Annotated in this window: 25 protein-coding genes; 13 read left to right on the top strand and 12 right to left on the bottom strand. The window is 69.9% G+C overall.

Annotated features, from left to right (window positions below; genetic code table 11):
- Window positions 1-111: 111 nt before the first annotated feature.
- From EV644_RS20620 to EV644_RS20595, 6 genes are all read left to right on the top strand, one after another.
- Window positions 112-471 (top strand): sterol carrier family protein, encoded by a 360-nt coding sequence (locus EV644_RS20620; protein ID WP_241998533.1) that lies wholly within the window; start codon window positions 112-114, stop codon window positions 469-471.
- Between the two features lie 77 nt (window positions 472-548).
- Window positions 549-1841 (top strand): MFS transporter, encoded by a 1293-nt coding sequence (locus tag EV644_RS20615; RefSeq protein ID WP_132190315.1) that lies wholly within the window; start codon window positions 549-551, stop codon window positions 1839-1841.
- Window positions 1842-1875: 34 nt separating this feature from the next.
- Window positions 1876-3600, top strand: coding sequence for a thiamine pyrophosphate-dependent enzyme (locus tag EV644_RS20610; RefSeq protein WP_132190314.1), 1725 nt, complete (start codon window positions 1876-1878; stop codon window positions 3598-3600).
- Window positions 3601-3625: 25 nt separating this feature from the next.
- The gene (locus EV644_RS20605; RefSeq protein ID WP_241998530.1) at window positions 3626-4600 is read left to right on the top strand and encodes a hypothetical protein; all 975 of its coding nucleotides are present in this window, start codon (window positions 3626-3628) and stop codon (window positions 4598-4600) included.
- 252 nt (window positions 4601-4852) lie between these two features.
- On the top strand, window positions 4853-5287 hold the full coding sequence (locus EV644_RS20600) for a CBS domain-containing protein (protein ID WP_241998528.1): 435 nt from the start codon (window positions 4853-4855) through the stop codon (window positions 5285-5287).
- Window positions 5288-5291: 4 nt separating this feature from the next.
- Complete coding sequence (locus EV644_RS20595; RefSeq protein WP_132190313.1) at window positions 5292-6578, top strand: ArsB/NhaD family transporter; 1287 nt, start codon at window positions 5292-5294, stop codon at window positions 6576-6578.
- On the opposite strand, the gene EV644_RS20590 is transcribed toward EV644_RS20595, so the two are convergent.
- Window positions 6551-7180 (bottom strand): SPFH domain-containing protein, encoded by a 630-nt coding sequence (locus tag EV644_RS20590; RefSeq protein WP_132190312.1) that lies wholly within the window; start codon window positions 7178-7180, stop codon window positions 6551-6553. The two genes, EV644_RS20595 and EV644_RS20590, sit on opposite strands and share 28 nt — an antisense overlap.
- Before the next feature lie 216 nt (window positions 7181-7396).
- On the opposite strand from EV644_RS20590, the gene EV644_RS20585 reads away from it, so the two are divergent.
- Window positions 7397-8350 carry a sensor histidine kinase gene (locus EV644_RS20585; protein ID WP_199239925.1) on the top strand — a complete coding sequence of 318 codons (954 nt, stop codon included), beginning with the start codon at window positions 7397-7399 and terminating at the stop codon, window positions 8348-8350.
- Window positions 8347-8991 carry a response regulator gene (locus EV644_RS20580; protein WP_199239924.1) on the top strand — a complete coding sequence of 215 codons (645 nt, stop codon included), beginning with the start codon at window positions 8347-8349 and terminating at the stop codon, window positions 8989-8991. The genes EV644_RS20585 and EV644_RS20580 overlap by 4 nt, the downstream gene beginning before the upstream one ends.
- 12 nt (window positions 8992-9003) lie before the next feature.
- Here EV644_RS20580 and pdxR read toward each other — a convergent pair whose 3' ends face one another.
- Window positions 9004-10551 carry a MocR-like pyridoxine biosynthesis transcription factor PdxR gene (gene pdxR / locus EV644_RS20575; protein WP_132190311.1) on the bottom strand — a complete coding sequence of 516 codons (1548 nt, stop codon included), beginning with the start codon at window positions 10549-10551 and terminating at the stop codon, window positions 9004-9006.
- A 28-nt stretch (window positions 10552-10579) separates the two neighbouring features.
- Between pdxR and EV644_RS20570 the strand changes: the two genes are divergently transcribed.
- From EV644_RS20570 to EV644_RS20565, 3 genes are read left to right on the top strand one after another with little or no spacing between them, the layout of a single operon-like run.
- Window positions 10580-11410 carry a methyltransferase domain-containing protein gene (locus EV644_RS20570; protein WP_132190310.1) on the top strand — a complete coding sequence of 277 codons (831 nt, stop codon included), beginning with the start codon at window positions 10580-10582 and terminating at the stop codon, window positions 11408-11410.
- Window positions 11401-11565, top strand: a complete 165-nt coding sequence (locus EV644_RS45425; RefSeq protein ID WP_199239923.1) for a hypothetical protein — start codon at window positions 11401-11403, stop codon at window positions 11563-11565. Before EV644_RS20570 ends, EV644_RS45425 begins: the two co-directional genes overlap by 10 nt.
- A gap of 47 nt (window positions 11566-11612) precedes the next feature.
- Window positions 11613-13103 carry a CYTH and CHAD domain-containing protein gene (locus tag EV644_RS20565; RefSeq protein WP_132190309.1) on the top strand — a complete coding sequence of 497 codons (1491 nt, stop codon included), beginning with the start codon at window positions 11613-11615 and terminating at the stop codon, window positions 13101-13103.
- Between the two features lie 120 nt (window positions 13104-13223).
- Here the strand turns inward: EV644_RS20565 and EV644_RS20560 are convergent, their stop codons facing one another.
- The 9 genes from EV644_RS20560 to EV644_RS20520 form a co-directional block, all read right to left on the bottom strand.
- Window positions 13224-14858, bottom strand: a complete 1635-nt coding sequence (locus tag EV644_RS20560) for a monocarboxylic acid transporter (RefSeq protein ID WP_199239943.1) — start codon at window positions 14856-14858, stop codon at window positions 13224-13226.
- A gap of 8 nt (window positions 14859-14866) precedes the next feature.
- On the bottom strand, window positions 14867-15211 hold the full coding sequence (locus tag EV644_RS20555) for a DUF485 domain-containing protein (RefSeq protein ID WP_132190308.1): 345 nt from the start codon (window positions 15209-15211) through the stop codon (window positions 14867-14869).
- Between the two features lie 203 nt (window positions 15212-15414).
- Window positions 15415-16950: a sodium/solute symporter gene (locus EV644_RS20550; RefSeq protein ID WP_241998525.1), complete on the bottom strand. Its 1536-nt coding sequence runs from the start codon at window positions 16948-16950 to the stop codon at window positions 15415-15417.
- A gap of 12 nt (window positions 16951-16962) precedes the next feature.
- Window positions 16963-17343, bottom strand: coding sequence for a hypothetical protein (locus EV644_RS20545; RefSeq protein ID WP_132190306.1), 381 nt, complete (start codon window positions 17341-17343; stop codon window positions 16963-16965).
- A gap of 10 nt (window positions 17344-17353) precedes the next feature.
- Complete coding sequence (locus EV644_RS20540) at window positions 17354-18100, bottom strand: LytR/AlgR family response regulator transcription factor (protein ID WP_132190305.1); 747 nt, start codon at window positions 18098-18100, stop codon at window positions 17354-17356.
- 175 nt (window positions 18101-18275) lie between these two features.
- Window positions 18276-19406 (bottom strand): histidine kinase, encoded by a 1131-nt coding sequence (locus tag EV644_RS20535; protein WP_132190304.1) that lies wholly within the window; start codon window positions 19404-19406, stop codon window positions 18276-18278.
- Between the two features lie 17 nt (window positions 19407-19423).
- Window positions 19424-20161, bottom strand: a complete 738-nt coding sequence (locus tag EV644_RS20530; protein WP_132190303.1) for a metallophosphoesterase family protein — start codon at window positions 20159-20161, stop codon at window positions 19424-19426.
- A gap of 61 nt (window positions 20162-20222) precedes the next feature.
- Window positions 20223-21398 carry a hypothetical protein gene (locus tag EV644_RS20525; protein ID WP_132190302.1) on the bottom strand — a complete coding sequence of 392 codons (1176 nt, stop codon included), beginning with the start codon at window positions 21396-21398 and terminating at the stop codon, window positions 20223-20225.
- Window positions 21395-22636, bottom strand: a complete 1242-nt coding sequence (locus EV644_RS20520; RefSeq protein ID WP_132190301.1) for a thioredoxin domain-containing protein — start codon at window positions 22634-22636, stop codon at window positions 21395-21397. The genes EV644_RS20525 and EV644_RS20520 overlap by 4 nt, the downstream gene beginning before the upstream one ends.
- A gap of 123 nt (window positions 22637-22759) precedes the next feature.
- On the opposite strand from EV644_RS20520, the gene EV644_RS20515 reads away from it, so the two are divergent.
- Window positions 22760-24214, top strand: a complete 1455-nt coding sequence (locus EV644_RS20515) for a serine/threonine-protein kinase (protein WP_132190300.1) — start codon at window positions 22760-22762, stop codon at window positions 24212-24214.
- A gap of 3 nt (window positions 24215-24217) precedes the next feature.
- Here EV644_RS20515 and EV644_RS44660 read toward each other — a convergent pair whose 3' ends face one another.
- Window positions 24218-24367, bottom strand: coding sequence for a hypothetical protein (locus EV644_RS44660; RefSeq protein ID WP_158292890.1), 150 nt, complete (start codon window positions 24365-24367; stop codon window positions 24218-24220).
- A gap of 212 nt (window positions 24368-24579) precedes the next feature.
- Here EV644_RS44660 and EV644_RS20510 point away from each other — a divergent pair, with 212 nt between their 5' ends.
- On the top strand, window positions 24580-25905 hold the full coding sequence (locus EV644_RS20510) for a dipeptidase (protein WP_132190299.1): 1326 nt from the start codon (window positions 24580-24582) through the stop codon (window positions 25903-25905).
- The last annotated feature ends 11 nt before the right edge of the window (window positions 25906-25916 follow it).

Genomic DNA, 25916 nt, shown 5'->3' with positions numbered 1-25916 from the left:
TTCTCTCGGTCGCCATCTGATTATCGGGTACGAAGGGGCCGTCGGCGAAACCTGTTCCCGAACAGACGCTGAAACCTCTGCAACAGCAGGCGCGGCGTACGCTGGCCCGTCGTGGAGAAGGACGTGAACCCGGACCAAGCACTGGAAGCAGCACTGAGCCGGTACGACGCCGGCGAAGCCGGACGGGCCGACCTCAAGCTGCTCGTGAAGGGTCTCCTGAAGCTCCTGGTGGCCAAGGCTCCAGGCCACGCGGTGGAGGTGCGAGTACCGCCGTACGGCGCTGTGCAGTGCATCGAGGGACCCCGGCACACCCGCGGCACCCCTGGCGCAGTGGTGGAGATGCCGGCCGAGCTGTGGATCGACCTAGCGCTGGGCCGGATCGGCTGGACCGAGGCCCGGGCGACCGGCAAGGTCCGTGCCAGCGGCGAACGCACCGACCTGAGCGGCCTGCTCCCGCTGCTGCCCAGGTGACCAGCGAGGCGACCACAGCGGTAGCCAAGGGGTAAAACAGGTTCGTCCTGCCGGGACGCCGATGACACCATGGGCCGGTGGCAACCACTTTCCGCGCCCGGCTGGGCCGGCTCCGCGTCGATCTGACCCCGTGGCACGGTTCCCGCGACTTCCGCATCCTGGTGGTCGCCGGGTCGGTGTTCTTCCTCGGCGGCATGGTCGGCTACGTCGCGCTGCCGTTCCAGCTCTACCAGCTGACCGGCTCGAACTTCGCGGTCGGCGCGATGGGCCTGGTGACGATCGCGCCGCTGGTCGTCTTCGGCCTGTACGGCGGGGCGCTGGCCGACCACGTGGATCGCCGGAAGATGCTGATCGCGACCGGGATCGCGCAGGCCCTGATCTGCGCGTTGATGCTCGGCAACTCGCTGCTCGACAACCCGCGGGTCTGGCTGATCTACGTCTGCGGCGCGCTGAACGCGATCGCCACCTCGCTGCAGCGACCCAGCCGCGAGGCGTTGTTCCCGCGGGTGGTGAAGCACGAGGAGATGGCCGCGGCGGTGGCGCTGACCTCGCTGACGATGCAGATCGGCCAGCTCGCCGGGCCCGCGCTGGGCGGCGTACTGGTCGGGACGGTCGGCGTGACCTGGGCGTTCGGGGTCGAGCTGACCGGGCTGATCATCGCGACCGCCCTGTACCTGCGGCTGGGTTCCTACAAGGCGAGCGAGCACAGCACGCCGCCGAGCCTGCGGGGGATCGGCGACGGGATCGTCTACGCGTTCCGCCGCAAGGACCTGCTCGCCACCTACCTGGTCGACATGGTCGGCATGTTCCTGGCGATGCCGATCGTGCTGTTCCCCGCGTTCGCCACCGACGTACTGAAGGAACCGAGACTGCTCGGCCTGCTCTACAGCGCCGAGGCGATCGGTGCGATGGCTGCCAGCCTGACCAGTGGCTGGGCCAAGCGGGTGCACCACCAGGGCCGGGCGGTGGTGATCGCCACCATGACCTGGGGTGCCGCGGTCGGGATCGCCGGGCTGGCGCCGAACATCTGGTCCGCGATCGCCTTCTTCGCGGTGGCGGGCGGCGCGGACATGGTCTCGGTGCTGTTCCGCTCGGTGATCTGGAACCAGACCATCCCGGACGAGATGCGCGGGCGGCTGGCCGGTATCGAGATGCTCGGCTACTCGCTCGGCCCGCTCGGCGGTCAGGCCCGCTCCGGCCTGGTCGCTGACCTCGCCGGCGTCCGTACGGCGATCGTCAGCGGCGGCATCCTCTGCGTCGCGGGCGTGATCGGCACCTCGGTCTGGCTGCGCGAGTTCTGGCGATACGACTCGCGCACCGACGAGCACGCCGTCCGTGAGCGCGATCTCCGAACCGGGGTACAGGCGTAGCGTCGAACCAGACCCCTCGGTTCCAAGGAGCGGCATGACCACCATCGCTGAGTTGCTCGTCGAATCCCTGGCCGATCATGGCGTCACCACCGTCTGGGGTGTCGTCGGCGACGCCCTCAACCCGGTCACCGACGCGATCCGCCGCGAGGACCGGGTCGAGTGGATCGGTGTCCGGCACGAGGAGGCCGGCGCCTTCGCAGCCGGCGCCCAGGCGACGCTGACCGGCCGGCTCGGGGTCTGCATGGGCACGGTCGGGCCCGGTGCGATCCACCTGCTCAACGGCCTGTACGACGCGGCGAAGTCCCGCGTCCCGGTGCTCGCGATCTGCGGCCAGGTGCCTCGCGAGGAGATCGGCAGCGACTTCTTCCAGGAAGTGGGCAACGACGCCCTGTTCGCAGACGTCGCCGTCTACCGGGAGACCATCACCACCCCGGAGCAGGCGCCCGCGTTGATCGAGCAGGCCGTGAACGCCGCCCTGACCGAGCGCGGGGTCGCCGTGCTGTCGATCCCTGGCGACGTCGGCGGCCTCGAAGTACCGAGCGGCACGCCGGTGCCGAAGTTCCTCGAGCCGGCGTCGCACACCGTTCCCGACCCGGCCGCGCTCGAGCAGGCCGCGGCGGCGCTGAACGCGGCTGAGAAGGTCACGCTGCTGGTCGGGATCGGCGCCCGTGAGGCGCTAACCGAGGTGCAGCAGCTGGCGACCAGGCTGGCGGCGCCGGTGGTGCTCACGCTGAAGGCCAAGGAGGGCTTCGAGGAGCAGGTGCCGCAGGAGGTCGGTCAGTCCGGCCTGCTCGGCAACCACGCGACCAAGGTGGCGTTCGACGGTTGCGACGCGCTGTTCCTGGTCGGCACCGACTTCCCGTACCGCGAGTTCCTGCCTGCCGGGAAGACCGTCGTCCAGCTGGACCTGCGCGGTGAGCACATCGGCCGGCGGGTCGCGGTCGACCACGGCCTGGTCGGGCACGCGCGCCCGACGCTCGCCCAGTTGTTGCCCTTGCTCCACCAGAAGACCGACACGAGCCACCTGGACAAAGCCAGAACGTCGTACACCGCCTGGCGGGAGCGGCAGCAGCAGTTCACCGACCCGAAGTTCGACCGGAAGCCGAAGGGGCTGCTGCGCCGCAAGGTGGACAACCCGGACGCCAGGATCCGGCCCGAGCTGCTCGCGGCGGCGATTGACCGGCACGCGGCGGACGACGCGATCTTCACCAGCGACACCGGGATGTCGACGGTGTGGCTTGCGCGGTTCCTCCGGCTGCGGGGCGACCGGCGGCTGGTGGGCTCGTACAACCTCGGCTCGATGGCGAACGCGATGCCGCAGGCGCTCGGCCTGGCCGCGGTGGACCGGGACCGCCAGGTGATCGCGTTCTGCGGTGACGGCGGGCTGTCGATGCTGCTGGGCGACCTGATCACCGCGGTCTCCTACGAGTTGCCGGTGAAGCTGGTGGTGTTCGACAACGAGCGCCTCGGCATGGTGAAGCTGGAGATGGAGCAGGTCGGCCTCCCGGAGTACGGGACGAAGCTGCAGAACCCGGACTTCGCGGCTGTCGCCGTGGCGATGGGCCTGACCGGGATCCGGGTCACCGCTCCGGGCGAGGTGGACGAGGCGGTCAAACGGGCGCTCGCGACGCCGGGGCCGGTGCTGCTCGACGTCCTGACCAATCCCGACGAGGTGGCGATCCCACCGGAGCCGACAGTGAGCCAGGGCTGGGGCTTCGCCATCGCCAAGACCAAGGAATTCCTCGAAAGCCGCGAGTGATGCCACCCAGCTAGGCTGGGTCACCATGCGTATCCGTCCGGTCGCCCTCGTCGTCGCAGGCGTCCTCGTCCTGGCCGGTTGCGGGGGCTCGGGAGCTGAGGATGCGCCGAATGTGCCGCCGTTGGTGTCTGTTAGTAAGACGCCGACCGAGACGCCGTCCGAGACCCCCTCGCCGACGCCGAGCGGGCCGCCGACGTCGAAGGTCGCGGACACGCTGTGCGTGCGGATGGACCAGACGCTCGTGCAGAAGACTCTCGCCGTGCCGGTGGTCCAGATCCAGCCGAAGGGCGTCCCGGCCGAGTTCGGCCTCCCGACGTACGACGTGTGCCAGCTGGGCCTCAGCACGAGCCCCAGCGGCCCGGTACTGCGGGTCGGCATCTCCGTGCTCCCCGCGACCCCGGCGACTCTTGCCGCGGCGCGGAAGGCCTACGACGCCACCAAGGCCGAACCGGCGAAGCCCGTCACGCTGGGACAGGGTGGGTTCGGCACCAGCCGCTTCGTGGTGTTCCTGCTGGACGGGAAGCTCCTGAAGATCAGCGGACCACCCGCCACGGTCGCGAAGTACGTAGTACTGGGGCAGGAAGTGCTGCAGCAGGCGCCTGGTCTGCCGGAGGCGGCGCCGCTGATCACCCGTCAGGAGTGCGAGCGTGGCTCGTCCAAGGCGGACAAGGTGCTCGGCGCACCGGCGATGATCCGCAGGGACAGCGAGACCGACGCGGGTGACCTGGTGTGCGGCTGGATCACCGCGACCGGCGTGCTCTACACCAGCGTCCGGCGGGTCGCCGACGCCGAGAAGGTGATCGCACCAGCCCGCAAGGCCGCGACCTCGGAGTCCATTCCGCTGGGCGACGAGGGCTACGTCGACACCGCCAGCGGCCGCGGCATCATCCGCGTCGGCACCGACAAGATCATCGACCTCGTCCCCTTGCCGCCCGGCAGGGCCGACAAGGCCGACATGATCGCCTTCACCCTCGCGATGTCCCCCCTCTACACCCGCTGACCTCGCGGCCCCGCAGCTCCCCGGGCACCCGGGGAGATGGGTGCTGGAACCCATTCAGCCGCAGCTCTCGCGCAGCAAGACTTTCTGGACAAGCCACCTCGTGGATCTGAGGCGGCCGAGCTCCAGTGCAGAGGTGAGGTGCGCGACATGGGAGTCTCTCCGACGGTCACGGCCGGGGTCCCGGCGAGGCCCGCCTCGGAACGACGGGACGGTGCCATGCAGGCCGGTGATATCGCTGTCAGTCTCCCGACCGTGACGAGCGCGGACCCGGTGGCGAAGGCGGTCCGGATGATGGCCGTCGGACGGCTGCCCGGGCTGATCGTGGTCGACGCGGACTCCCGGCCGACCGCGGTGCTCCCCGGTTCGCAGGTACTGCGGCTCGCGATCCCCGCGTCGTTCCAGGAGGACCCGATGCTGGCCCGCACGGTCGACGAGGCCCGGGCGGACTCCTTCTGGCGGGAGTTGGGTGGACTGTCCGTCGGCGACTGCCTGCCGCGCCAGCCGCTCCGGCCGGCCACAGTCTCCGCCGATGCCACCCTGCTGGAGATCGCCGCCGTGATGGCGCGACTTCGCAGCCCGCTGGTGGCCGTGGTCGGGCCGGACGGCGTACTAACGGGGACGATCACGCTGGATCGGCTGCTGACCAGTCTCGCGGTCACCGGGCCCGGCGAGCCGCCGCCGGGGTGACCCGGTGAGACAGGCTCTCGCGCTGGCGATCTTCGCGCTGGCGTTCTTCTTCATCGCCACCGAGAAGGCGAACAAGGTCAAGGTCGTGCTGATCGCGGCCGGCGTGATGGTGCTGCTCGGGCTGGCCCCGGGCGCCGAGGTGTTCTACTCCGAGCACGAGGGGATCGACTGGAACGTCATCTTCCTGCTGCTCGGCATGATGATCATCGTCGGCATCATCAAGCAGACCGGGGTGTTCGACTACCTCGGCATCTGGGCGGCGAAGCGGTCCCGCGGCGAGCCCTACCGGCTGATGGTGATGCTGATGGTGATCACCGCGATCGCCTCGCCGTTCCTGGACAACGTGACCACGATCATGCTGGTCGCGCCCGTCACCGTGGTGGTCTGCGACCGGTTCCGGATCCCGGCCCAGCCGTACCTGATCGCCGAGGTGCTCGCCTCGAACATCGGCGGGGCCGCGACCCTGATCGGCGATCCGCCGAACATCATCATCGGCAGCCGGGCGGGCCTGACGTTCAACGACTTCCTGGTGCACATGGCGCCGATCGTGGTGATCGTCTTCGTGGCCTTCGTCCTGCTCACCCGGTTGCTGTTCCGCCGCTCGTTCCGCTACAACCCCGAGCAGGTGGCGGCGGTGCTCGCGCTGCAGGAGCGACGGGCGATCAAGGACGGCCGGCTGCTGGCGCGCTGCCTCGTCGTACTTGCCCTGGTGGTGGTCGGATTCGCCCTGCACTCGGTGTTGCATCTGGAGCCGTCCATCGTCGCCCTGGTCGGCGCCGGCGCGATGGTGCTGGTCTCCGGGGTCGACGTGCCCGACGTACTGCGCGAGGTCGAGTGGTCGACCCTGGTCTTCTTCATGGGCCTGTTCGTGATGGTGGCCGGACTCGTGCACACCGGAGTCATCTCCGAGATCGGTCACTGGGCGGTCGCCCAGGTCGGCGACAACTACCTGGTCGCGGCGACCGCGCTGCTGTTCGGCTCCGGAGTACTGGGGGCCTTCTTCGACAACATCCCGTACGTCGCGACGATGACGCCGGTGGTGGAGGGCGTGGTCGCCGAGGCGCCGGATCCGGACACCGGGCAGTCGCTGTGGTGGGCCTTCGCCCTCGGTGCGGACTTCGGCGGCAACGGTACGGCGGTGGCCGCCAGCGCGAATGTGGTTGCCCTGGGCATCGCTTCGCGGACCGGGCACCACATCACCTTCTGGCAGTTCACCCGGTACGGCATCGTGGTCACGGCGCTCAGCATCTCGATGGCCTGGGTCTACGTCTGGTTGCGGTACTTCGTATGAGTCGGCGCCAGGCCCAGGAGTCCCGGGGTGAGCTCGGTTTCGATGCCGTCGACAACGATCGTGTCCACGGTCAGGCCGAACTCGGAAGTCAGCCGGCTGAGCTCCTCGGTGACGGGTTTCGACCGGAATGCCAGCAGGTCTGCAGTCTCGACACGGGAGATCAGCTGGGCGAGCGCGGTCTGGACAGCGCCCGCCGCGGAGCCGACCGGGTCCGCGCAGCCGGCGGCGACGGATGGGTCCACAATCCGCACGACCGCGGTCGCGAGCAGATGGACCGGTACTGCGTCCCGCGTGCGGGCGGACACCGTGATCGGCAGGTGCAGCGAAGTCCGAGGAAGGGAGTGGCAACGCTCGATGAGTGGCAACTGCAGAACGAGACCGGAGTCCGCCACCCGAACAACCCGCCCGAACCGGCTGACCACCAGCCAGCAGCCGCTCGGAGTCGTCCGCACGGCCAGAACCACCAGGACGGTCAACACGATGACTCCGGCAACCACCCACCGCCAGCCTCCATCGGGCGGGAGGACCGCCGCGAGCTGTGCGGCTGCGGCGCCTGGGCTCGTGCCTGCGGCTGTGGCTGTGGTGCCTGGGGTGGAGGGCATGGCCGGCTCCTCGGATGCCGACGCGATGGGTGCCGTCGGCGGTGGGGGTTGCTGGTGCGGCGGGACGGTCGGCGAACCCCACGTCTGCCGGCCGTCCGCCGCAGGACCAGTCTCTGTCCGCAGGGTGGGTGGGGGTATGAGTGCTGCACCCCAACTTCACCCGGGTGCGTGGACAGTCCGATCGGCTTGGGTGAGGGTGGAACGGTGAGCTCGGGAATGGGAATGCCCCTGTACTGGCGGGTCTGCCTGATCAACGGGCTGGTGCTGGTGGCCGCGACAGTTGCGCTCGCGGTGCTGCCGGTCACGGTCTCCGCCCGGGTGCTGGTGTCCGAGGCGATCGTGCTGCTGCTCGGGCTGGCCGGCATCGTGGTGCTGAACTCGCTCCTGCTGCGCACCAGCCTGGCGCCGCTGGACCGGTTGATCCGTCTGATGGAGCAGGTCGACCTGCAGCGCCCGGGCCAGCGGCTGCCCGAGGACGGCAGCGGGACGGTGGCGAAGCTCGTGAAGAGTTTCAACGCGATGCTGACGAGGCTGGAGATCGAGCGAGGAACCAGCAACGCGAAGGCGCTGGCCGCCCAGGAGGCCGAGCGGCACCGGATCGCCCAGGAACTGCACGACGAGATCGGCCAGAGCCTCACCGCGGTTCTGCTCGGCCTGAAGCGGCTGGCCGACCGGGCTCCCGAGGAGTTGCTGGACGAGATCACGCTGGTCCAGGAGACCACTCGCGCCGGGTTGGACGAGGTCCGCGAAGTGGCCCGGCGGCTGCGGCCCGGAGTACTGGAGGATCTGGGGCTGCACAACGCGCTGGCCGCGTTGGCGACGGAGTTCTCCGCGCGCGGGATGCACGTCCGCCGGGTCTTCTCGCCCGGGTTGCCGCCGGTTGCTCCGGAGACCGAGTTGGTGATCTACCGGGTTGCCCAGGAGGCCTTGACCAACGTGGCGCGACACTCCGGGGCCGACCTGGTCGAGCTCTCGCTGCGCCGCCAGGGCTCGCACCTGGTGCTGGGCATCGAGGACAACGGTCGCGGTCTGCGAGGAGCCGAGGAGGGCACAGGTATTCGCGGGATGCGGGAAAGAGCCCTGCTGATCGGTGGCGAGCTGCAGGTCGACGACCGGCCCGGTCGGGGTACCGCGGTCCGGTTGTTCGTCGCGGCGGAGGGGCTCTCGTGATCCGGATCCTGCTCGCGGACGATCACGCGCTCGTCCGCCGGGGCGTCCGGCTGATCCTCGACAACGAGCCCGACCTGACCGTGGTGGCCGAGGCCGGCGACGGTGCCGAGGCGGTGGAGATCGCTCGTACCACGCCTGTCGAGCTGGCGGTTCTCGATGTGGCGATGCCCCGGATGACCGGGCTGCAGGCCGCGCTGGAACTGTCCCGGCGGCGCGAGCCACCGCGCATCCTGATGCTGTCGATGTACGACAACGAGCAGTACTTCTTCGCCGCGCTGAAGGCGGGCGCGTCGGGGTACGTGCTGAAGTCCGTCGCCGACCGCGACCTGGTGGACGCCTGCCGCGCGGCCGCCCGCGGCGAGTCCTTCCTCTACCCGGGCGTGATGAGCACGCTGGTGCGTGACTACCTCGAACGGGTACGCCGCGGCGAACGGCTGCCGGGCCAGGTGCTCACCCCGCGCGAGGACGAGGTGGTCAAGCTGATCGCGGAAGGCCACTCCTCCAAGGAGATCGCCAACGCGCTGACCATCAGTCCCAAGACGGTCGAGCGGCATCGCGCCAACATCCTGCAGAAACTCGGCATGCGCGACCGCACCGAGCTGACCCGCTACGCCATCCGCGCCGGCCTCATCGAGCCTTGATCCACCGCGGCATCATCGCAGCACTTCGGCGATGGTGGCGATCGCCTCGGCGATCTCGGTGGGCGTGCGGGCGGCGTAGCCGAGCACCAGACCTGGAGATCGTGGTTCCTGGTAGTGCCAGGACAGCGGCTCGGTCTTCACGCCGAGGTCCAGGGTCGCCGAAGCCAGCCGGCGATCGTCGAGCTGCTGGTCGTCGAACGTGATGGTGAGGTGCAGTCCGGCGGCGGCGCCGTGCACGGTGGCGCCGGGGATGTGGTTGCTGATGGCATCGATCATGGCGTCACGGCGCTGGCGGTGGCGCCGGCGGACGAAGCGGAGCTGGCGTTCCAGCTCGCCGGACTCCATCAAGTGGGCGATCACCAACTGTGGCAGGGTCGCGTTGCCCAGATCCGCAAGGCGTTTCGCGCCGACCAGGGCTTCCCGGTACTGCGCCGGCGGCAGCATCCAGCCGATCCGCAGGGCCGGGGCGAGGATCTTCGAGAGGCTGCCGGCATAGATGACGCGATCGGTCAGCATCGCCCGCAGCGCGGGAACCGGTGGCCGGTCGTACCGGTGCTCCGCGTCGTAGTCGTCCTCCAAGATCACCCCGCCCTCGGTCGCCCACTGCATGAGCTCCCGCCGCCGCTCACCTTCCAGTACGACGCCCGTCGGGAACTGATGTGCGGGTGTGACCACCACGGCCCGTGCGCCGCTCTCGCGGAGGGCGTCCACCCGGAGTCCGTCGGAGTCGACCGGGAGGGGTGGGGTCCGCATTCCCCAGGCCTGCAGGTGCAACCGGGACCCGAGTGAACCGGGGTCCTCCACGGCTATCTCGTGGATGCCGTCGTTCTGCAGCACCTGTGAGACCAGGCTCAAGGCCTGGGAGACGCCCGCCACGATGATGAGGTCGGCCGGGTCCGCCTTGATGCCGCGGTTGCGCGCGATCCAGTTCGCGACGGCCAGCCGCAGTTCCCGAGTACCGGCCGGGTTTCCGTAGCCGAAGGCTGAGGCGGAGAGGTCGGTGAGCACTGCCCGCTCGGCCTTGAGCCAGGCGGCGCGGGGGAACGCGGCCAGATCAGGTACCCCGGGCGTGAGGTCGATCCGTGCGGGGAGCGCCCGCATCGCGTCGAACACTTCCAGCCCAGGCTCCGGAACAACACCATCAGTCGGTCTGGTGCGGCCGCGGGAGGTGGCGGACGCCGTGCTGGAGTCGGCGGGAGTGGCGCCGGGGGTGCTGTCGGAGTCCGTGCGGGAGGTGCTGATCGGGGCGGCGACCACAACCGTCCCCGCGCGGCCGCGGCCGGCTACGTGGCCGTCCTCGGTCAGGCGTTGGTAGGCCTCGGTGACGACGCCGCGGGAGACCTGGAGCTCGACTGCCAGCACGCGGGTGGCGGGGAGGCGGCTGCCGATGGGTAGCCGCCCGTCGGAGATCGCCGCGCGAAAACGCTCGGCCAGCCAGTCGGCGAGCCCGCCCGCCGGCGCATCCTGCGGACGCAGTTGGAGGAAGTCCGCGCCAGGCGGCTGAGGGACTGTCTCGCCGGATATGGACCTACCAATCTTGGCTTGATTGGACCTGTTCACCGGACCATTGTGGCGGCACCTTGGGCTTATGGGAACTGACTACGTGCACGGGTACACCGCCGACGAGACGCGCCGGCTCACCGACCAGGCGAGGACTCTGGCCGACTTGCTGCACGGCAGCACCAGGTATCCGGCGGGCAGCAGGGTGCTCGAGGTCGGCTGCGGCGTCGGCGCGCAAACCGTGCAACTGGTCACCGGCAGCCCGGGGATCGACCTCGTCTCTGTCGACATCTCCGAGGAGTCGCTGGCGCTCGCCAAGGCCCGGGTTGCGGCTGAGGCGCCGGGTGCACGGGTGGAGTGGCACCACGGCGACCTGCTGGAGCTGCCGTTCGAGGACCGATCGTTCGACCACCTCTTCGTCTGCTTCGTGCTCGAGCACCTCCCCGAACCGCAGCAGGCACTCGCCGTACTGCGGAGGCTGGCGCGGCCGGGCGGCTCGATCACGGTGATCGAGGGTGACCACGGTTCGGCGTTCTTCCACCCGCGCAGCGATGACGCGCAGGCGCTCATCGACTGCCTGACCGACTTGCAGGCGCTGGCCGGCGGCGATGCCCTGATCGGACGGCAGTTGCAGCCGCTGCTCGCGGGCGCCGGGTACGACGACGTCCGAGCCTGGCCGTGCACCGTGTACGCCGACGAGACCCTGCCGCACCTGGTCGACGGATTCACCCGGAAGACGTTCATCGCGATGGTCGAGTCGGTCCGGGAGCGCGCGCTCGCCGCCGGCATGCGGACGCCGGCGCAGTGGGAGCAAGGGATCCGTGCCCTGGAGCGATCGGCCGAGCCTGGTGGCACCTTCCACTACACGTTCTTCAAGGCCGTCGGACTCGTCCCCGGAGGAGCTGGACCATGTGGCTGATCGTCGTGCTGGTGCTCGTCGTCGCGGGGCTGGAGTGGAACCGCCGCCGCCAGCCCTACCCGAAGGACCCGCTGACTGGACGGACTGGTGAACAGGACCGGGACCTTGAGCGTCTGTTAGATGAACTGCGGGCTGCCGCCGATCGGGAATCTTGACACGCAACGGGGTAGGACTGATTGGTCGCGGCTGGTAAACAAGGGACATGTCGCCGACTGAGCAGGTTGAGATCGAGAGCAAGTACGACGTCGACGAGCACGCGACCCTGCCCGCGCTGCACGAGTTGCCCGGAGTCGCGAGTGTCGCGCAGCCGGTCGAGCTGCAGCTGGAGGCGGTGTACTTCGACACCGCGGCTTTCGATCTCGCCGCGGCGAAGGTGACCTTGCGCCGGCGGACCGGTGGCGAGGACGACGGCTGGCACGTGAAGCTGCCGATCTCGTCGGGCGAACGGCTGGAGATCCGCCACCCGCTCGGCCGGGCGGTCCGGAAGGTGCCGATCCAGGTGGTGCGCACGGTCCGGGTGCACGTCCGCGACCACGAGCTGGTGCCGGTGGTGACGCTGGCTACCCGCCGGATCGTGCACCGGCTGCTCGACGCCGACGGCGAGGTCCTCGCCGAGGTGAGCGACGACGAGGTGACCTCGACCGTCGACGGTGCCACCGAGAGCTGGCGAGAGTGGGAGGTCGAGCTGGTCAACGGCGAGCAAGAGCTGCTGGAGGCCGCGACGCCCTTGCTGCTCGCGGCCGGTGCCTCGCCCGCGTCCGGCCCGAGCAAGCTGGCCCGCGCGCTCGGCGATCGCGTTCCCGCTCCCGACTCCTGGGAGCTTCCTGCCAAGCCGGTCACGGCCGACCTGTTCCACGCGTACGCAGCGGCGCAGGTGCAGGCGATCTACCTGCGCGACCCCGAAGTACGGCGGGACCTGCCCGACTCGGTGCACAAGATGCGGGTGGCGACCCGACGGCTGCGATCCGCCCTCGCGACGTACCGGCCGGTGGTGGATCGCGAGGCGGGAGACCTGATCCGCGCGGAGCTGAAATGGTTCGCCGGTGAGCTCGGCGGCGCACGCGACGCCGAAGTACTGCGCGAGCACCTCGATACTGCGGTCGACGCGCAACCGGTCGAGCTGGTGATGGGCCGGGTCGCCGGCACCATCGACGACCACCTGCGACGCGTCTACAAGGCAGCCCGGGTGCAGGCGCTGGCTGCTCTCGAGAGCGAGCGGTACTTCCGGCTGCTCGACACCCTCGACGAGCTGCTCACCGAGCCGCCGCTCACTGAGGAGTCGCCGCGCAAGGCGGCCAAGCAACTCCCCGAGCTGCTGAAGCACGACTGGAAGCGGATGCGGAAGGCGGTCCGCCGGATGGAGAGGGCCGAGGGCACCGCTGAGCGGGATCACGGGCTGCACGAGGTCCGCAAGGGCGCCAAGCGACTCCGGTACGCCGCGGAGTCGGCCGAACCGGTGCTCGGCGCGGAGGCGACCGAGCTCGCCGCGGTGGCCGAACAGGTGCAGGAGGTGCTCGGCGACCACCAGGACAGCGTGGTCGCGCGGGACCTGCTGAGGCAGCTCGCGGTCCAGGTTCACCTGGACGGCGGCAACGCGTTCACCTTCGGGCGGCTGCACGCGGCCCAGGAGCAGCGCGGCGAGACGTCGTACTGGCAGTTCCTCGAACTCTGGCCCACCCTGCACGTCGGCTGACATAAACGCCGGACGGGCCCGGCTGGTTCGCCGGGCCCGTCGCGGAGGGCGGAAGTGGTGCTGTCAGGCAGGTTCGCGGGATCGCAGCAGGGCCTGCCTGACAGGTCTCGGTGAGCCGGACTAGTGCCGGACCGCCTTCTCGGCGCCCGCGCCGGTCAGGGAGCGGACCTCCATCTCGGCGAACTTGTCGATGTTCGTGCCTTCCTTGCTGGTCAGGGTGCCGACGATGCCGAGCACGAAGGCGAGCGGGATCGAGACGATGCCCGGGTTGTCCAGCGGGAACCAGTGGAAGTCGATGCTGGTGTCGGTGATCATCGACAGGCTGGCGCCGGTCTTGGCGTCGACCTTGCCGGAGACGACCGGGGAGAACGCGATCAGGATGATCGAGGAAGCCAGGCCGCCGTAGATGCTCCAGAGCGCGCCGCGGGTGTTGAAGCGCCGCCAGAAAAGTGAGTAGAGGATGGTCGGCAGGTTCGCGCTCGCCGCGACCGCGAAGGCCAGGGCGACCAGGAAGGCGATGTTTTGGCCGTTGGCGAAGATGCCGCCGATGATCGCGACCACACCGATCACCAGCACGGTGATCCGGGCGACCCGGACCTCGCCGTCGCCGCTGACCTGGCCCTTCTTGATCACCTGGCCGTAGATGTCGTGGGCGAACGACGCGCTCGCCGTGATCGTCAGGCCGGCCACCACCGCGAGGATCGTGGCGAAGGCGACCGCGGAGATCACCCCGAGCAGGAGCTCACCACCCAGTTCGTACGCCAGCAGCGGGGCCGCCGAGTTCGCCTTGCCGGGAGCCGCCCGGATCGCGTCGGGACCCACCAGCGCGGCCGCGCCGTACCCGAGCACCAGGGTGAACAGGTAGAAGATGCCGATGATCCAGATCGCCCACGAGACGCTGCGCCGGGCCTCCTTGGAGGAGGGGACCGTGTAGAAGCGCATCAGCACGTGCGGCAGACCGGCGGTGCCGAGCACCAGGGCCAGGGCGAGCGAGATGAAGTCGAGCTTGCTGATCCCGGTCGCGCCGTACTGCAGGCCCGGGTTGAGCAGCTTCTCGCCCGCGGCCGGGCTGTTGTCGACCGCGGCACCGAGCAGGGCGGAAAGGTTGAAGGCGTACTTCGCGAGCACCCAGAGCGTCATGATGCCGGCGCCGATGACGAGCAGCACCGCCTTGACGATCTGGACCCAGGTGGTGCCCTTCATGCCGCCGACGAGCACGTAGGTGACCATCAGCAGGCCGACCACCGCGATCACCACGCTCTGACCGGCGCGGCCCGAGATACCGAGCAGCAGGGCGACCAGACCACCGGCGCCGGCCATCTGGGCCAGCAGGTAGAAGAAGCTGACGACCAGCGTCGAGATCGCCGCGGCCATCCGGACCGGGCGCTGCTTCAGCCGGAAGGACAGCACGTCGGCCATCGTGAAGCGGCCGGTGTTCCGGATCAGCTCGGCGACCAGCAGCAGGGCCACCAGCCAGGCGACCAGGAAGCCGATCGAGTAGAGGAAGCCGTCATAGCCGTTCAGCGCGATCGCACCGGCGATGCCCAGGAAGGACGCGGCCGACAGGTAGTCGCCCGCGATCGCGATGCCGTTCTGCGGGCCGGTGAACGACCGGCCGCCGGCGTAGTAGTCGGCCGCGGTCCGGTTGTTCCGGGAGGCCCGGATCACGATCGCCAGGGTGGCCACCACGAACAGCGCGAAGATCGCGATGTTGACCGTCGGGTTGCCGATCTCGGTTGCCAGCGGCAACATCATGGGCGCGCTCACTGGTGCTCTCCCTCGATCAGGTGCCGCATCTTCTCGGCGGCGGGGTCGATCTCCTTGTCGGCCCAGCGGACGTAGATCATCGTGATCGCGAAGGTCGAGACGAACTGGCCGAGCCCGAACAGCAGCGCGACGTTGATGTTGCCGGCGACCTTGTGCGACATGAAGTCGGGGGCGTAGGCGGCGAGCAGGACGTAGAGGAAGTACCAGGCCAGGAACAGGCCGGTCATCGGGAACACGAAGCGCCGGAAGCGGCGACGCAGCTCGGAGAAGTCCGGTGACAGCTGGACATCTCGGTACGTCGTCAGTTCAGGGTCGCCGTCCGCGCGGCGGGTTTCGCTCATCGCGGTGACCTCCAGACGGGATTCGGGCCGGGCGGAGTCCGGCACAGGGGGCGTTGCTGCCCGTACTGTGCGCCACGTCACTCCCGCTCCGACACCTCCCGCGCGGGCCCTGCGCTCAGCGGCCGTCACCCCTCGGTCGGCGGGTGCCGCCAGTGCGACGAGCGGTCGGAACCGCACGACGAACGGCTTCCTGCGGACAAAGGTCAGGGCTGGGGGAAGCTCCGGTCGACGTCGACGGCTTCGGGGGTGTGCAGGCGGACCAGGCTGCGGGCGGTGCCGGCCGGGATCCGCTGCGGGGTGAGCTTGGAGACGACGATCATGGTGATGAAGGCCAGCGGCATCGTCCAGGCCGCCGGTTGCCCGAACAGCGCCTTCGGCCAGCCACCGCTGGGCGGCCCGATCACGTTCACCAGCACCGCGGTGATCGCCGCGACCCCGCCGACCAGAAGGCCGGCCGCGGCGCCCACCGTCGACATCCGGCGCCACCAGATCCCAAGTACCAGCAACGGGCAGAAGGTCGACGCCGCCACCGCGAACGCGAGCCCGACCGTGTCGGCCAGGCTCAACCTCCCGGTCAGCTCGAACGCCAGATAAGGAAGCGCGATCGCCAGCAGAGCGGCGATCCGGAAGCCGTTGACGGCCAGGTAGTCCCCACCGGTCACCCGGTTCAACCTGCCGCGCAACAGGTCCTGGTCGATCACCCCCGCGATGGCGACAGTCAACCCGGACGAGGTCGACAGGAATGCCGCGAACGCACCGGCAGCCACGAGTGCACCGAGCAGATCCCCTACTGTGCCAGGGAAAATCCTCCCCGGCAGTTCGAGAACCACTGTGTCCGCGCCCGCACCTATCAAGTCCGGCGCGAAGCTCCGCCCCAGTACGGCGTACATCGGGGGGAAGAGGTAGAACGCGCCGAGCAGGGCCAGCACGACGACCGTCGTACGGCGGGCGGCTCGTCCGTCCGGGTTCGTGTAGAACCGGACCAGCACGTGCGGCAGGCCCATCGTCCCGAAACAAAGGGCCAGGAGCAACGAGTACGTCGCGTAGAGCGGGTGGTCCCGGCCCCCCGCGGTGGACAGTGGCTCGGCCCACTCGGCCCCGGCGCCGTGCAGGGAGTCCAGCAGGCCGACCGGGTGATCCGACGAGCGCCAGGCGATCAGGATGACGAAGATCGGCGCGGCCAGGGCGGTCAGCTTCAGCCAGTACTGGAACGCCTGGACGAAGGTGATCGAGCGCATCCCGCCGGCGGCGACGTTGATCACCACGATCACGGCGACCACGGCCGCACCGACCGAGGTTGGGGCGCCGGTCACCGTGCGGAGGGTCAGCCCGGCGCCACGCAACTGGGGCAGTAGGTAGAGGGTGCCGATTCCGACCACCAGGAAGGAGCAGATCCGCCGGACCACCGCGGACTCGAAGCGGGTCTCGGCGAAGTCGGGCAACGTGTAGGCGCCGGATCTGCGCAGCGGCGCCGCGATCAGCACCAGCAGCATCAGGTAGCCGACGGTGTAGCCGACCGAGAACCAGAGCATGTCGGCGCCGTTCACCAGCACCAGTCCGGCGACGCCGAGGAAAGAGGCCGCCGACAAGTATTCGCCGCTGATCGCGGACGCGTTCCAGCGGGGGGTGACGGCCCGGCTGGCGACGTAGAAGTCGCTCGTGGTGCGAGAGATCCGGAGACCGAACAGGCCGATCCCGATCGTCGCGGCGATCACCAGCCCGATCGCTGTCAGACTCATTGCCGGGGACATCTATTTCCGTCCCACGAACTCGGTGAACTCGGCTTCGATCCGTTCGGCCTTGCGGGTGTAGACGCGGGCGGCGACGTACACCACCGGGTAGACGACCACGCCGAGCAGGAGCCAGGGCAGCGGCAGGCCGACGACGGAGAACCTCCGAGTGGCCGGGACCAGCCAGAAGAGCAGCGGCAGACCGCCCAGCATCACCGCGGCTCCGAGGATCACCGCGAGCGCGAGCCGGAGCTGGGACTGGATCAGCGAGTGCATGTAGACCTCGCCGACGCGGGTCTGCTCGTCGATCTCGCGGGTGCCGGTGTGACTGCTCGAACGCCGCGCCGCGCTGGTCCGCGGGCTCGTCACCCGGATCCGCCGCGGCGCGTCCGGCGTGCTCATCCGGTCCGCTTCATCCGCGCAGCGAGGTCGAGCGGACCAGCAGGTCGCGCAGTTCGCGGGTGTGCCGGCGACTGACCGGCAGCCAGTCGTCGCCGACCCGGACCGCGCAGCGGCCACCGTCCACCCGCATCTCGTCGACGTGGGCGAGGGCGACGAGGGTGCTGCGGTGGATCCGGGTGAAGCCCGCGTCGCGCCAGCGCTCCTCCAGGGTGCTGAGCGGGACCCGGACCAGGTGCGAGTTCTGGCCGGTGTGGAGTCGTGCGTAGTCGCCCTGCGCCTCGACGTACCGGACGGTTGAGCGCTGGACGAACCGGGTGACGCCGGCCAGCTCGACCGGGATCGTCTCGTCGTCGGAGTCGTCCTGCGGCTGGGTCGCGGTCGGAGTCCCCGCGTTGACGACCCGGCGTACGGCCTCGGTCAGGCGCTCGGCCCGGACCGGCTTCATCACGTAGTCCGTCGCGTCCAGGTCGAACGCGGCGACCGCGTGCTCGTCGTACGCGGTGACGAAGACGATCTGCGGGCGGCTGGCGAACTTGGACAGCACCCGGGCCAGGTCGATGCCGTCCAGCCCGGGCATCTTGATGTCGCAGAACACCACGTCGAGGTCGGCCGCCTGCAGGATCTTCAGCGCGTCGGGGCCGTTCGACGCGGTCCGGATCTCGCCGATCCGCCTGTCCTGGGACAGCAGATAGACCAGCTCGGCCAGCGCCGGCTCCTCGTCGTCAGCGACGAGAACCCGGAGCGGAGAGTCGGTCATGGCCCACACACTAGTGCCCCTTGAACGGTCTGGCATGGCACTGGCAACGCCCAGGCACGCACCTCGCGGCGGCGGAGAAGTGGCCACGATGAAACCCGCATCGAGGCCACTTCTCCGCCTTGCGATGCACGCAGCTGGACGCTGCCAGCGCTCATGCCAGACCGTTCAAGGGGTACTAAGCCGATGCGTGCACCCCTGAGGAGTATTTGGGGACCCGGAAGCTGACCTTTGTGCCTGCCTCGGGCGCGGTCTCGACCACCAGGCCGTAGTCGTCGCCGTAGACCTGCCGCAGCCGGGCGTCGACGTTGCCGAGGCCGACGGAGTCGCCCGCGGACTCGCCGGCCAGCGCCGCGCGGATCACCTCGGGATCGCTGCCGGCGCCGTCGTCCTCGACGCTGATCTCCGCCTCCAGCCCGCGGTCCTGCGCTCGGATGGTGATCCGCCCGATGCCCGTGGTGCCGTCCAGACCGTGCCGTACCGCGTTCTCCACCAGCGGCTGTACCACCAGGAAGGGGATCGCGATCGACAGCACCTCGGGCGCGATCAGCAGCGACACCTTCAAGCGTTCGCCGAAGCGTGCCTGCTCCAGCACGAGGTACCGCTCGACGTTGCGGAGCTCGTCCGACAGGGTGGTGAACTCGCCACCCCGGCGCAGCGCGTAGCGGGAGAAGTCGGCGAACTCGAGCAGGAGTTCCCGGGCCCGCTCGGGATCGGTCCGGACGAACGAGGCGATCGCGGCCAGCGCGTTGTAGATGAAGTGCGGGCTGATCTGCGCCCGGAGCGCCCTCAGCTCGGCCTCCATCGCCCGGGTGCGCTCCTTGTTCAGCTCCGCGAGCTCCACCTGGCCGGAGACCCAGCGAGCCACCTCCTCGGTGGCCCGGACGAGTGCGGCCGAGGAGCGTGGGCTGTAGGCGACCAGCACGGCCACCACGTGATCCTCCGTCACGATCGGAGCCACCACCGCAGTACGGACGGGGCATTGCGGGTCACCGCAGGCGACGTCGTGCGGGCCGAGCACCGCGGTACGGCCGGTTCGCAGGGTGGCGGCGGCGATCGCCTTGGCGTCGCGGCGGTGGTTGCTCTCGTACGGACCGCCGACGCCGTCCCAGGCCAGTACGCCGGAGGAGTCGCAGATGGCGATGGCCGCGGTACCGAGGAGGTCGCGCAGGTGCTTGCTGGCCTTGCCCGCCGCGGCCGGGGTGAGTCCTTCGCGCAGGCTCGGCGTGGCCAGCGAGGCGGTATGCAGGGTCGCATACGTCGCCCTGTCGGCCGGAGTCCCGAAGTGCTTCCGACGCCGCGCGAACATGCCCCGACGGTAGCCGGTCAGCCCTCCGAGCGCGGCCTGAACGCGGCGAGGGCGTCGGTGTCGGAGTAGTTGGAGCGGAGGTATTCGTCCATCCAGGTCTCGATCCCGGGGTACGACGACTGCTTGGCAAGCTGCTCCGCCGCGGCGGCCGTGTCGAAGTGAGTACGCCTGAGCTCGACGCCGTCGGCCGTCAGCAGAGCCCAGCTGGCTCCGGGCGCGCCGTACGGCATCCCGACACTGCCGGCGTTGACCACCAACCGCCGATCGACCTGCCGGGCGAACGGCATGTGTGTGTGCCCACACACGATCGTCCTGACTTCCTCCGGTACGCGGCTGAGCACGTCCGCCCACCGCGAGATCGGACTGTCCACCAGCACCATCTCCTCGTCGTCGCGAGGAGTCGCATGACAGAAGAGCGTGTCCCCGATCGTGACGCTGGTCGGCAACTCGTCCAGCAGTTCGACCTGATCCGCCCGCAACTCCCCGGCCGCCCACGGACTCACCTCGTCCGGCGCCTCCCCGCGGAACTCCCCCCGAGCCATCGCCACCAACTCCCGGTCCGCGTTCCCCCGAACCCAGACCGCCCGTTCACCCAACCCCACCAGCAGATCCAACGTCTCCACCGGCAACGGCCCACTGGCGATATCCCCGGCCAGCACGATCACATCCGCGGCCGCCACGTCGGCTTCCCCCAGCACCGCCTCCAAAGCAGGCAACACCCCGTGCACATCCGCCAGCACCACAATCCGATCCATACAGGCAGTCTCCCGCCTGCCGGGCGCGAGGCACCTGCCAGTTAGCTGCTGGCAGACGCCGTCAGTCGCCGATCCGCAGCGAGCTGGTGCTGGACAGCGGCGTCGCCAGCTCGCACGCGCCGGTGCTGATGTCGCAGCGGATGATCGCCCGCCTGCCGTACCCGTCCTCGCCGCCACCGTCGCTCGCGTCGGCGATGATCAGGAAGTGCTGGTCGTCCTCGGCCTCGCTCTGGTGGAAGCAGCCACTCCATTCGCGGACCAGCCGTCCGGTGATGGCGTCCAGGGCGGAGACGGTGGTGTCGCAGTACCCGTCGAGGTACGACGGGCGGCCGATCGCCGTGGCGCCGTCCGGGGTGAAGGCGGACAGTAGGTTATCGCAGGTCCGCCAGAGCTTCTTGCCGGTTGCGACGACGGTGACGTCGGAGCAGGTGCCGCTGTCGTTGAGCAATCCGATCGACGCGGCGACCCGCCCGTCGTCCGACAGGGCCGTCGGTGATTTCACCGTCGTGATCTCGGTCGCCTTCGCGGCGCCCGGCGTCCACTCGTAAAGCTTCCAGTTGCTGCCGGTCTCGGTGGCTGACGCCCGGAAGTAGACCTTGCCGCTCAGATAGGCGAGGGGGGAGACGTGCCAGCTGTTCGGCAGCTTGAGTGACTTCACCGACTCTGTCGTCTCTGCGTAGACGATGCCGCCCTCGAGCGCGCCGCCACCTTCCGTGGTCCGCGTGGCCGCATAGGCGACCGCGGTCTGGTCGTCGGTGGAGACCAGGTCGGTCACGTCCGGGACCCGCTCGACCGTGCCGTAGTCGATCTTGACCAGTTCCGTGCCGCTGCCCTTGGAGACCACGGCCAGCACTCTGCTGCCGAGCCGGGCGATCGCGTGGATGTTGCCGCTGCCGGGGATCTTGGTCGGATCGCCGGCACCGCCACGGACCTCGCGGCCGACCAGGTACGGGATCTGGGGTGCGCGGCCCTTGGGGAGCTTCGCGAGGTTCAGCTTGATCTTGGTCGGGCCGGTGGACGTCGTCTGGGGTGCGGACGGCGTCGTCGACGGGGTGACCGACGGCGTCGGCGTCCGGCTGGGAGTGGGGGTGGCCGGGCTGGTCGGTGCGGACAGCGGAGCCGCGGCGGAGCCGTTCCCGCTAGGCCCCTGCCGGTAGGCGAACACCCCACCCAAGGCGACGGCCGCAACCGCGACTGCCGCGACCAGCACGATCAGCCGGCCGTTCTTCTGCCTCATGCCTGAGCTCCTAACAGCCGTAGGTCGTGCCGCGGGATCTTGGTCAGCGGCGTCGCGAGCTCGCAGCCGCCGGTGGTGATGCTGCACCGGATGATCGCGCTCTTCGTCCCCTCACCATTGTCGGCGACCATCAGCAGGTGGTCGTCGTCCTCGGCCAGCGCGTGCAGGAACTGCGCCCCGGCCCACTTCCGCCGCAGCTCACCCGTCCACGCGTCGAGGGCGGCTGTGAACGGGTCCGAGCCCCCGCCCCGGAAGTCCGGGGTCGCGTAGACGGTCCGGCCGTCGGGGGTGAAGCCGTTCAGCGCGTACTCGCAGGTCCGCCAGAGCTGCTTGCCGTTGTCCACTTCCCTGAGCGCCGAGCAGAAGGTCTGGGCCGCCCCGGCGATCTGGTCGACGCCGGTCCGGCCCTGGTAGTCGACGCGGAACGGGGACTTGAAACTGCGCAGCCGGGTCACCTTGCCGGTCTTGGAGTTCCACTCGTTCAGAGCCGAGGTGATCCCGTTCGGGTCCGTGTCGGAAGCGAAGTACACGGTGTCCCCGACAACGGCGAGCACCCTCGAGCCCCAGTCGTTCGGCCGCTCCAGCTTCCGCGACGGAAATTCCTTCTCGTCCGGCAGCGGGAGACCGTTCGACCAGTAGACGGCGCTGCCCTTGGCCCGGGTGTGGTCTGGGTTCTGGGGCGCGGTCGCGAACGCGTACTCGGTCACATCCAGGGAGCCCGCCAGACTCGCGACGTCCGGGATCCGCAAGGGGCCGAACCCGGGCCGGCCGGCGTTCGTGTCCACGGTGACGAGCTCGCTGCCGCCCTCACCGACCTCCAGCAGTGCGATGAGTTGGGTCCCGAATTGCAGTGCTTGCAGGATGTTCTGCTTGCCCGGGATGGTGTGGTCGGTGCCGGGCCCACCCTTCACCACCCGGCCCTCGAGGTACGGCTGCTGAGGTGCCCGGCCGAGCTGCAACTTGGCGAGATCGATGGTCACCGTGGCCGGGATCCCCGGTCGGGATGGCGTCGGCTTCGGCGCGGGCTTGGTGCTCGGCGTGGAGCTGGGAGTGGCTGAGGGCTTGGGTGACGAGGCGGTCGGGGACGGGCCGGCCGGCAGCGGCGCGGCACCCCTACCTCCCGCAGTAGGGCCGCGCTGGGCCGCCAGGGCGCCACCGCTGAACACCGCCAGTACTGCGGCTGCCGCCACGCCGACGGCAAGCGCACCGTTCTTGTGCTTCACGTTCGGTCGTCCCATCGATTCGTCCCCGTCGGCGATGGGACGACGGCCGGCCCCGTTTTGTTCGTCACGAGCCGCGTTTCCGTCGCGTTGCCCCGCTCCGGCGACCCGGTCGCAGGAGCGATCGAGCATAATGCGGGCATGGACCAGCCACCGCGGATCGGCCGGTACTCCCTGGTCCGCCGGGTGGGTGCTGGTGGTTTCGCGACCGTCTGGCTGGCCCGGGACGAGCAGTTGGACGCCGATGTCGCGGTCAAGATCCTGTCCGACAACTGGATCGACCAGGACGACGTCCGCCGCCGTTTCCTGGCCGAGGGCCGGTTCCTGCGCCGGGTCGACTCGCCGCACGTGGTCGGCGTGCACGACATCGGCGAGACCGAGGACGGCCGCCCGTACCTGGTCCTCACCTACGCCGACGGCGGGTCGCTCGCGGACCGGATCAAGGCCGGGCCGCTGGAGATCGACGAGGCCGTCGACGTGATCACCCAGGTGGGCAGCGGGCTCAAACAGCTGCACGCCCGCGGCGTCCTGCACCGCGACGTGAAACCCGCGAACGTGTTGTTCCGCACGGACCCGGCCGGCGATCGCGCGATGCTCGGCGACCTCGGCCTGGGCAAGTCCCTGGAAACCGTGTCCCAGTTGACGATGCCGGGCGGTACTCCGGCGTACGTCGCGCCGGAGCAGGTGATGGGCGACCGGCTGGACCAGCGGGCCGACCTGTACTCCCTCGGCGCGGTCGCCTACGCGGCCTTCACCGGCCAGGCGCCGCACGGCGTGATCAGCCTCGGCGCGGTGATGCGGATCGACGCCCCGCCGCCGTCGATGACCACGCTGCGCGCCGACGTCTCGGACGCGATCGACGTGGTGGTGCGGCGGGCCCTGGAGCCGGACCGGGACAAGCGCTGGCCGGACCTCGACAGCTTCCTCACCGCCCTCCGCGAGGCCCACACCACCGGCAAGATCCCCGCCAACCTGGTCCCCGCCGAAGACCTCCCCGGCCCCACCACCCCGGCCCCTGTCGACCAGGAGACGGCCCTCTCCGAAGCCAACGCCGCCACCATCGCAGCCGTCCCACCCACCGAGGTAGCCCCCGAGCCCCGCCGATCGAGGCGTGCGTGGGTGTTCGCTGCTCTCGCTGCGATTGTGTTGGCCGCTGCGGGTGGTTACGGCGGCTACCAGTTCGTGCTGAGCAGGCCGGTGACGGTGACGGACGCGACGGAGCGGTTGTCCGTGGAGGTGCCGCGCGAGTGGAACCAGAAGGCGGAGGGCAATCCGGAGCTTCCGCAACTGCTGGTCAGCACAGACACCCAGGGATGGCAGGCCAGCGACGCCGTGCCTGGTGTCTACCTCGGAGTGGAGAACAAGACCGCTCTCCCGACGACAGCCCAGCCTCCGGTTGGGTGTCAGCCCGACGGCGCCGGTTCGGGCGACCCGGTCGACGACAAGCGGGCTGTTACTTACACCTACCAGTGCACCGATGATCTGGTGATCGACCGCTACGTCCTCTTCAGCGACTCGCAGTCCGTCCGGATCGAGGTCCGTGGCTCCGACCGAGCCGAGCTTCAGAAAGTGCTCGACTCGGCCACGTACCGGTAGGTCCTACGGGACCAGAGGCGTCAGGGACGTCACCGAGGCCTTGTGGAGGCGGGGGATGACGTTGAGGGTGGCGGGGTCCGAGGCGTAGAGGTGGGAGCCGGACTCGTAGACGAGGTAGGCGGTGCCGTTGTACTCGGTGATGCCCTCGGTCATGCTCGGCGCGCGGAAGCAGCTCAGTCGCCGTAGCTGCTCAGGAAGGACGCCGACGCCACCTCGCGGGCGGTGGCGGTCAGGAAGGGGCGGGCCATGAGATCCTCTCGGGTTCGGGCGATAACCTTCGGGATGCCTGCCCTAACCGTAAGATCCTTACTGCCCACTCTCGACCGGCGTGGGGTCTCGCGCGGTACCGCCGTACCGTAGGGCGCATGTCTGACTTGTCTGCGGCGATCGACCGCGTGCTGCCCTCCGTCCGCGCCGACCTCGAGGACCTCATCCGGATCCCCTCGGTCAGCGCCGACCCGGCCCGAGCGGCCGACGTCCAGCGGTCCGCCGAGGCGACCGCCGCTCTGTTCGAGGCCGAGGGCTTCTCGGTGAAGATCGTCCGGGCCGGCGAGGGCGCGCCCGCCGTGATCGCCAAGAAGCCGGCCCCGGAGGGCAAGCCGACGGTACTGCTCTGCGCGCACCACGACGTGCAGCCGACCGGCGCGCTGGACGAGTGGACCTCGCCGCCGTTCGAGCCGACCGAGCGGGACGGCCGGCTGTACGCCCGCGGTGCCGCCGACGACAAGGCCGGCATCGCCGCCCACCTCGCCGCCGTACGGGCCTTCGGCAACGATCTGCCGGTCGGCGTGACGGTCTTCGTGGAGGGCGAGGAGGAGATCGGCTCGCCGACCCTGCTGGCGCTGCTGGACGAGTACGCCGACGAGCTGACCTCCGACGCGATCGTGATCGCCGACTCCGGCAACTGGGCGATCGGCCAGCCGGCACTGACCGTGTCCCTGCGCGGCCTGGTCGACTGCTACGTCGAGGTGCGGACGCTCGACCACGCGGTGCACTCGGGCCTGTTCGGGGGTGCCGTGCCGGACGCGCTGTCGGCTCTGTGCCGCCTGCTCGCGACCCTGCACACGGACAACGGTGACGTCGCCGTCGACGGGTTGCACGCGACCCGCGCGGCCGACCTGGACTACCCGGAGGACCGGTTCCGGGCCGAGTCGAGCGTGCTGGACTCCGTCCGGCTGATCGGCACCGGCACGCTGGTCGACCGGCTGTGGACCCGCCCGGCGATCGCGGTACTGGCCATCGACGCGCCGCGCGTCGCCGACGCGAGCAACACCCTCGTACCGGTCGCCCGGGCGAAGGTGAGCCTGCGGGTGGCGCCGGGTGACGACTCGGTCAAGGCGATGGAGGCCCTGCGCAACCACCTCGAGCAGAACGCTCCGTGGGGCGCCCAGGTCACCGTCACGGATGGCGATCTTGGCCAGCCGTGCAGCATCAACGCCCGCGGCGGCGCGTACGACGCGGCCCGGTCCGCCTTCGCCGCGGCCTGGGGCGTGGAGCCCGTCGACACCGGGATGGGCGGCTCGATCCCCTTCATCGCGGAGTTCCAGCAGGCCTTCCCGCAGGCCGCCGTACTGGTCACCGGGGTGGAGGATCCGGACACCCGCGCGCACGGCATCGACGAAGGCCTGCACCTGGAGGAGTTCGCCAAGGTCTGCCTGGCCGAGGCGCATCTTCTTCAGAACTTGGCATGATCGGTGGGACC

This window comes from Kribbella orskensis, from assembly GCF_004342085.1.
Lineage (GTDB): Bacteria > Actinomycetota > Actinomycetes > Propionibacteriales > Kribbellaceae > Kribbella > Kribbella orskensis.
This window is presented reverse-complemented; position numbering and strand designations above follow the sequence as displayed.

Excerpts from the sequence above, each read along its gene's own strand:
- EV644_RS20610 (WP_132190314.1), top strand. The coding sequence starts at position 1,876 with ATGACCACCATCGCTGAGTTGCTCGTCGAATCCCTGGCCGATCATGGC.
- EV644_RS20605 (WP_241998530.1), top strand. The coding sequence starts at position 3,626 with ATGCGTATCCGTCCGGTCGCCCTCGTCGTCGCAGGCGTCCTCGTCCTG.
- EV644_RS20590 (WP_132190312.1), bottom strand. The coding sequence starts at position 7,180 with ATGCCCTCCACCCCAGGCACCACAGCCACAGCCGCAGGCACGAGCCCA.
- EV644_RS20585 (WP_199239925.1), top strand. The coding sequence starts at position 7,397 with ATGGGAATGCCCCTGTACTGGCGGGTCTGCCTGATCAACGGGCTGGTG.
- EV644_RS20570 (WP_132190310.1), top strand. The coding sequence starts at position 10,580 with ATGGGAACTGACTACGTGCACGGGTACACCGCCGACGAGACGCGCCGG.
- EV644_RS45425 (WP_199239923.1), top strand. The coding sequence starts at position 11,401 with ATGTGGCTGATCGTCGTGCTGGTGCTCGTCGTCGCGGGGCTGGAGTGG.
- EV644_RS20565 (WP_132190309.1), top strand. The coding sequence starts at position 11,613 with ATGTCGCCGACTGAGCAGGTTGAGATCGAGAGCAAGTACGACGTCGAC.
- EV644_RS20560 (WP_199239943.1), bottom strand. The coding sequence starts at position 14,858 with ATGATGTTGCCGCTGGCAACCGAGATCGGCAACCCGACGGTCAACATC.
- EV644_RS20555 (WP_132190308.1), bottom strand. The coding sequence starts at position 15,211 with ATGAGCGAAACCCGCCGCGCGGACGGCGACCCTGAACTGACGACGTAC.
- EV644_RS20550 (WP_241998525.1), bottom strand. The coding sequence starts at position 16,950 with ATGAGTCTGACAGCGATCGGGCTGGTGATCGCCGCGACGATCGGGATC.
- EV644_RS20545 (WP_132190306.1), bottom strand. The coding sequence starts at position 17,343 with ATGAGCACGCCGGACGCGCCGCGGCGGATCCGGGTGACGAGCCCGCGG.
- EV644_RS20540 (WP_132190305.1), bottom strand. The coding sequence starts at position 18,100 with ATGACCGACTCTCCGCTCCGGGTTCTCGTCGCTGACGACGAGGAGCCG.
- EV644_RS20535 (WP_132190304.1), bottom strand. The coding sequence starts at position 19,406 with ATGTTCGCGCGGCGTCGGAAGCACTTCGGGACTCCGGCCGACAGGGCG.
- EV644_RS20530 (WP_132190303.1), bottom strand. The coding sequence starts at position 20,161 with ATGGATCGGATTGTGGTGCTGGCGGATGTGCACGGGGTGTTGCCTGCT.
- EV644_RS20525 (WP_132190302.1), bottom strand. The coding sequence starts at position 21,398 with ATGAGGCAGAAGAACGGCCGGCTGATCGTGCTGGTCGCGGCAGTCGCG.
- EV644_RS20520 (WP_132190301.1), bottom strand. The coding sequence starts at position 22,636 with ATGGGACGACCGAACGTGAAGCACAAGAACGGTGCGCTTGCCGTCGGC.
- EV644_RS20515 (WP_132190300.1), top strand. The coding sequence starts at position 22,760 with ATGGACCAGCCACCGCGGATCGGCCGGTACTCCCTGGTCCGCCGGGTG.
- EV644_RS44660 (WP_158292890.1), bottom strand. The coding sequence starts at position 24,367 with ATGACCGAGGGCATCACCGAGTACAACGGCACCGCCTACCTCGTCTAC.
- EV644_RS20510 (WP_132190299.1), top strand. The coding sequence starts at position 24,580 with ATGTCTGACTTGTCTGCGGCGATCGACCGCGTGCTGCCCTCCGTCCGC.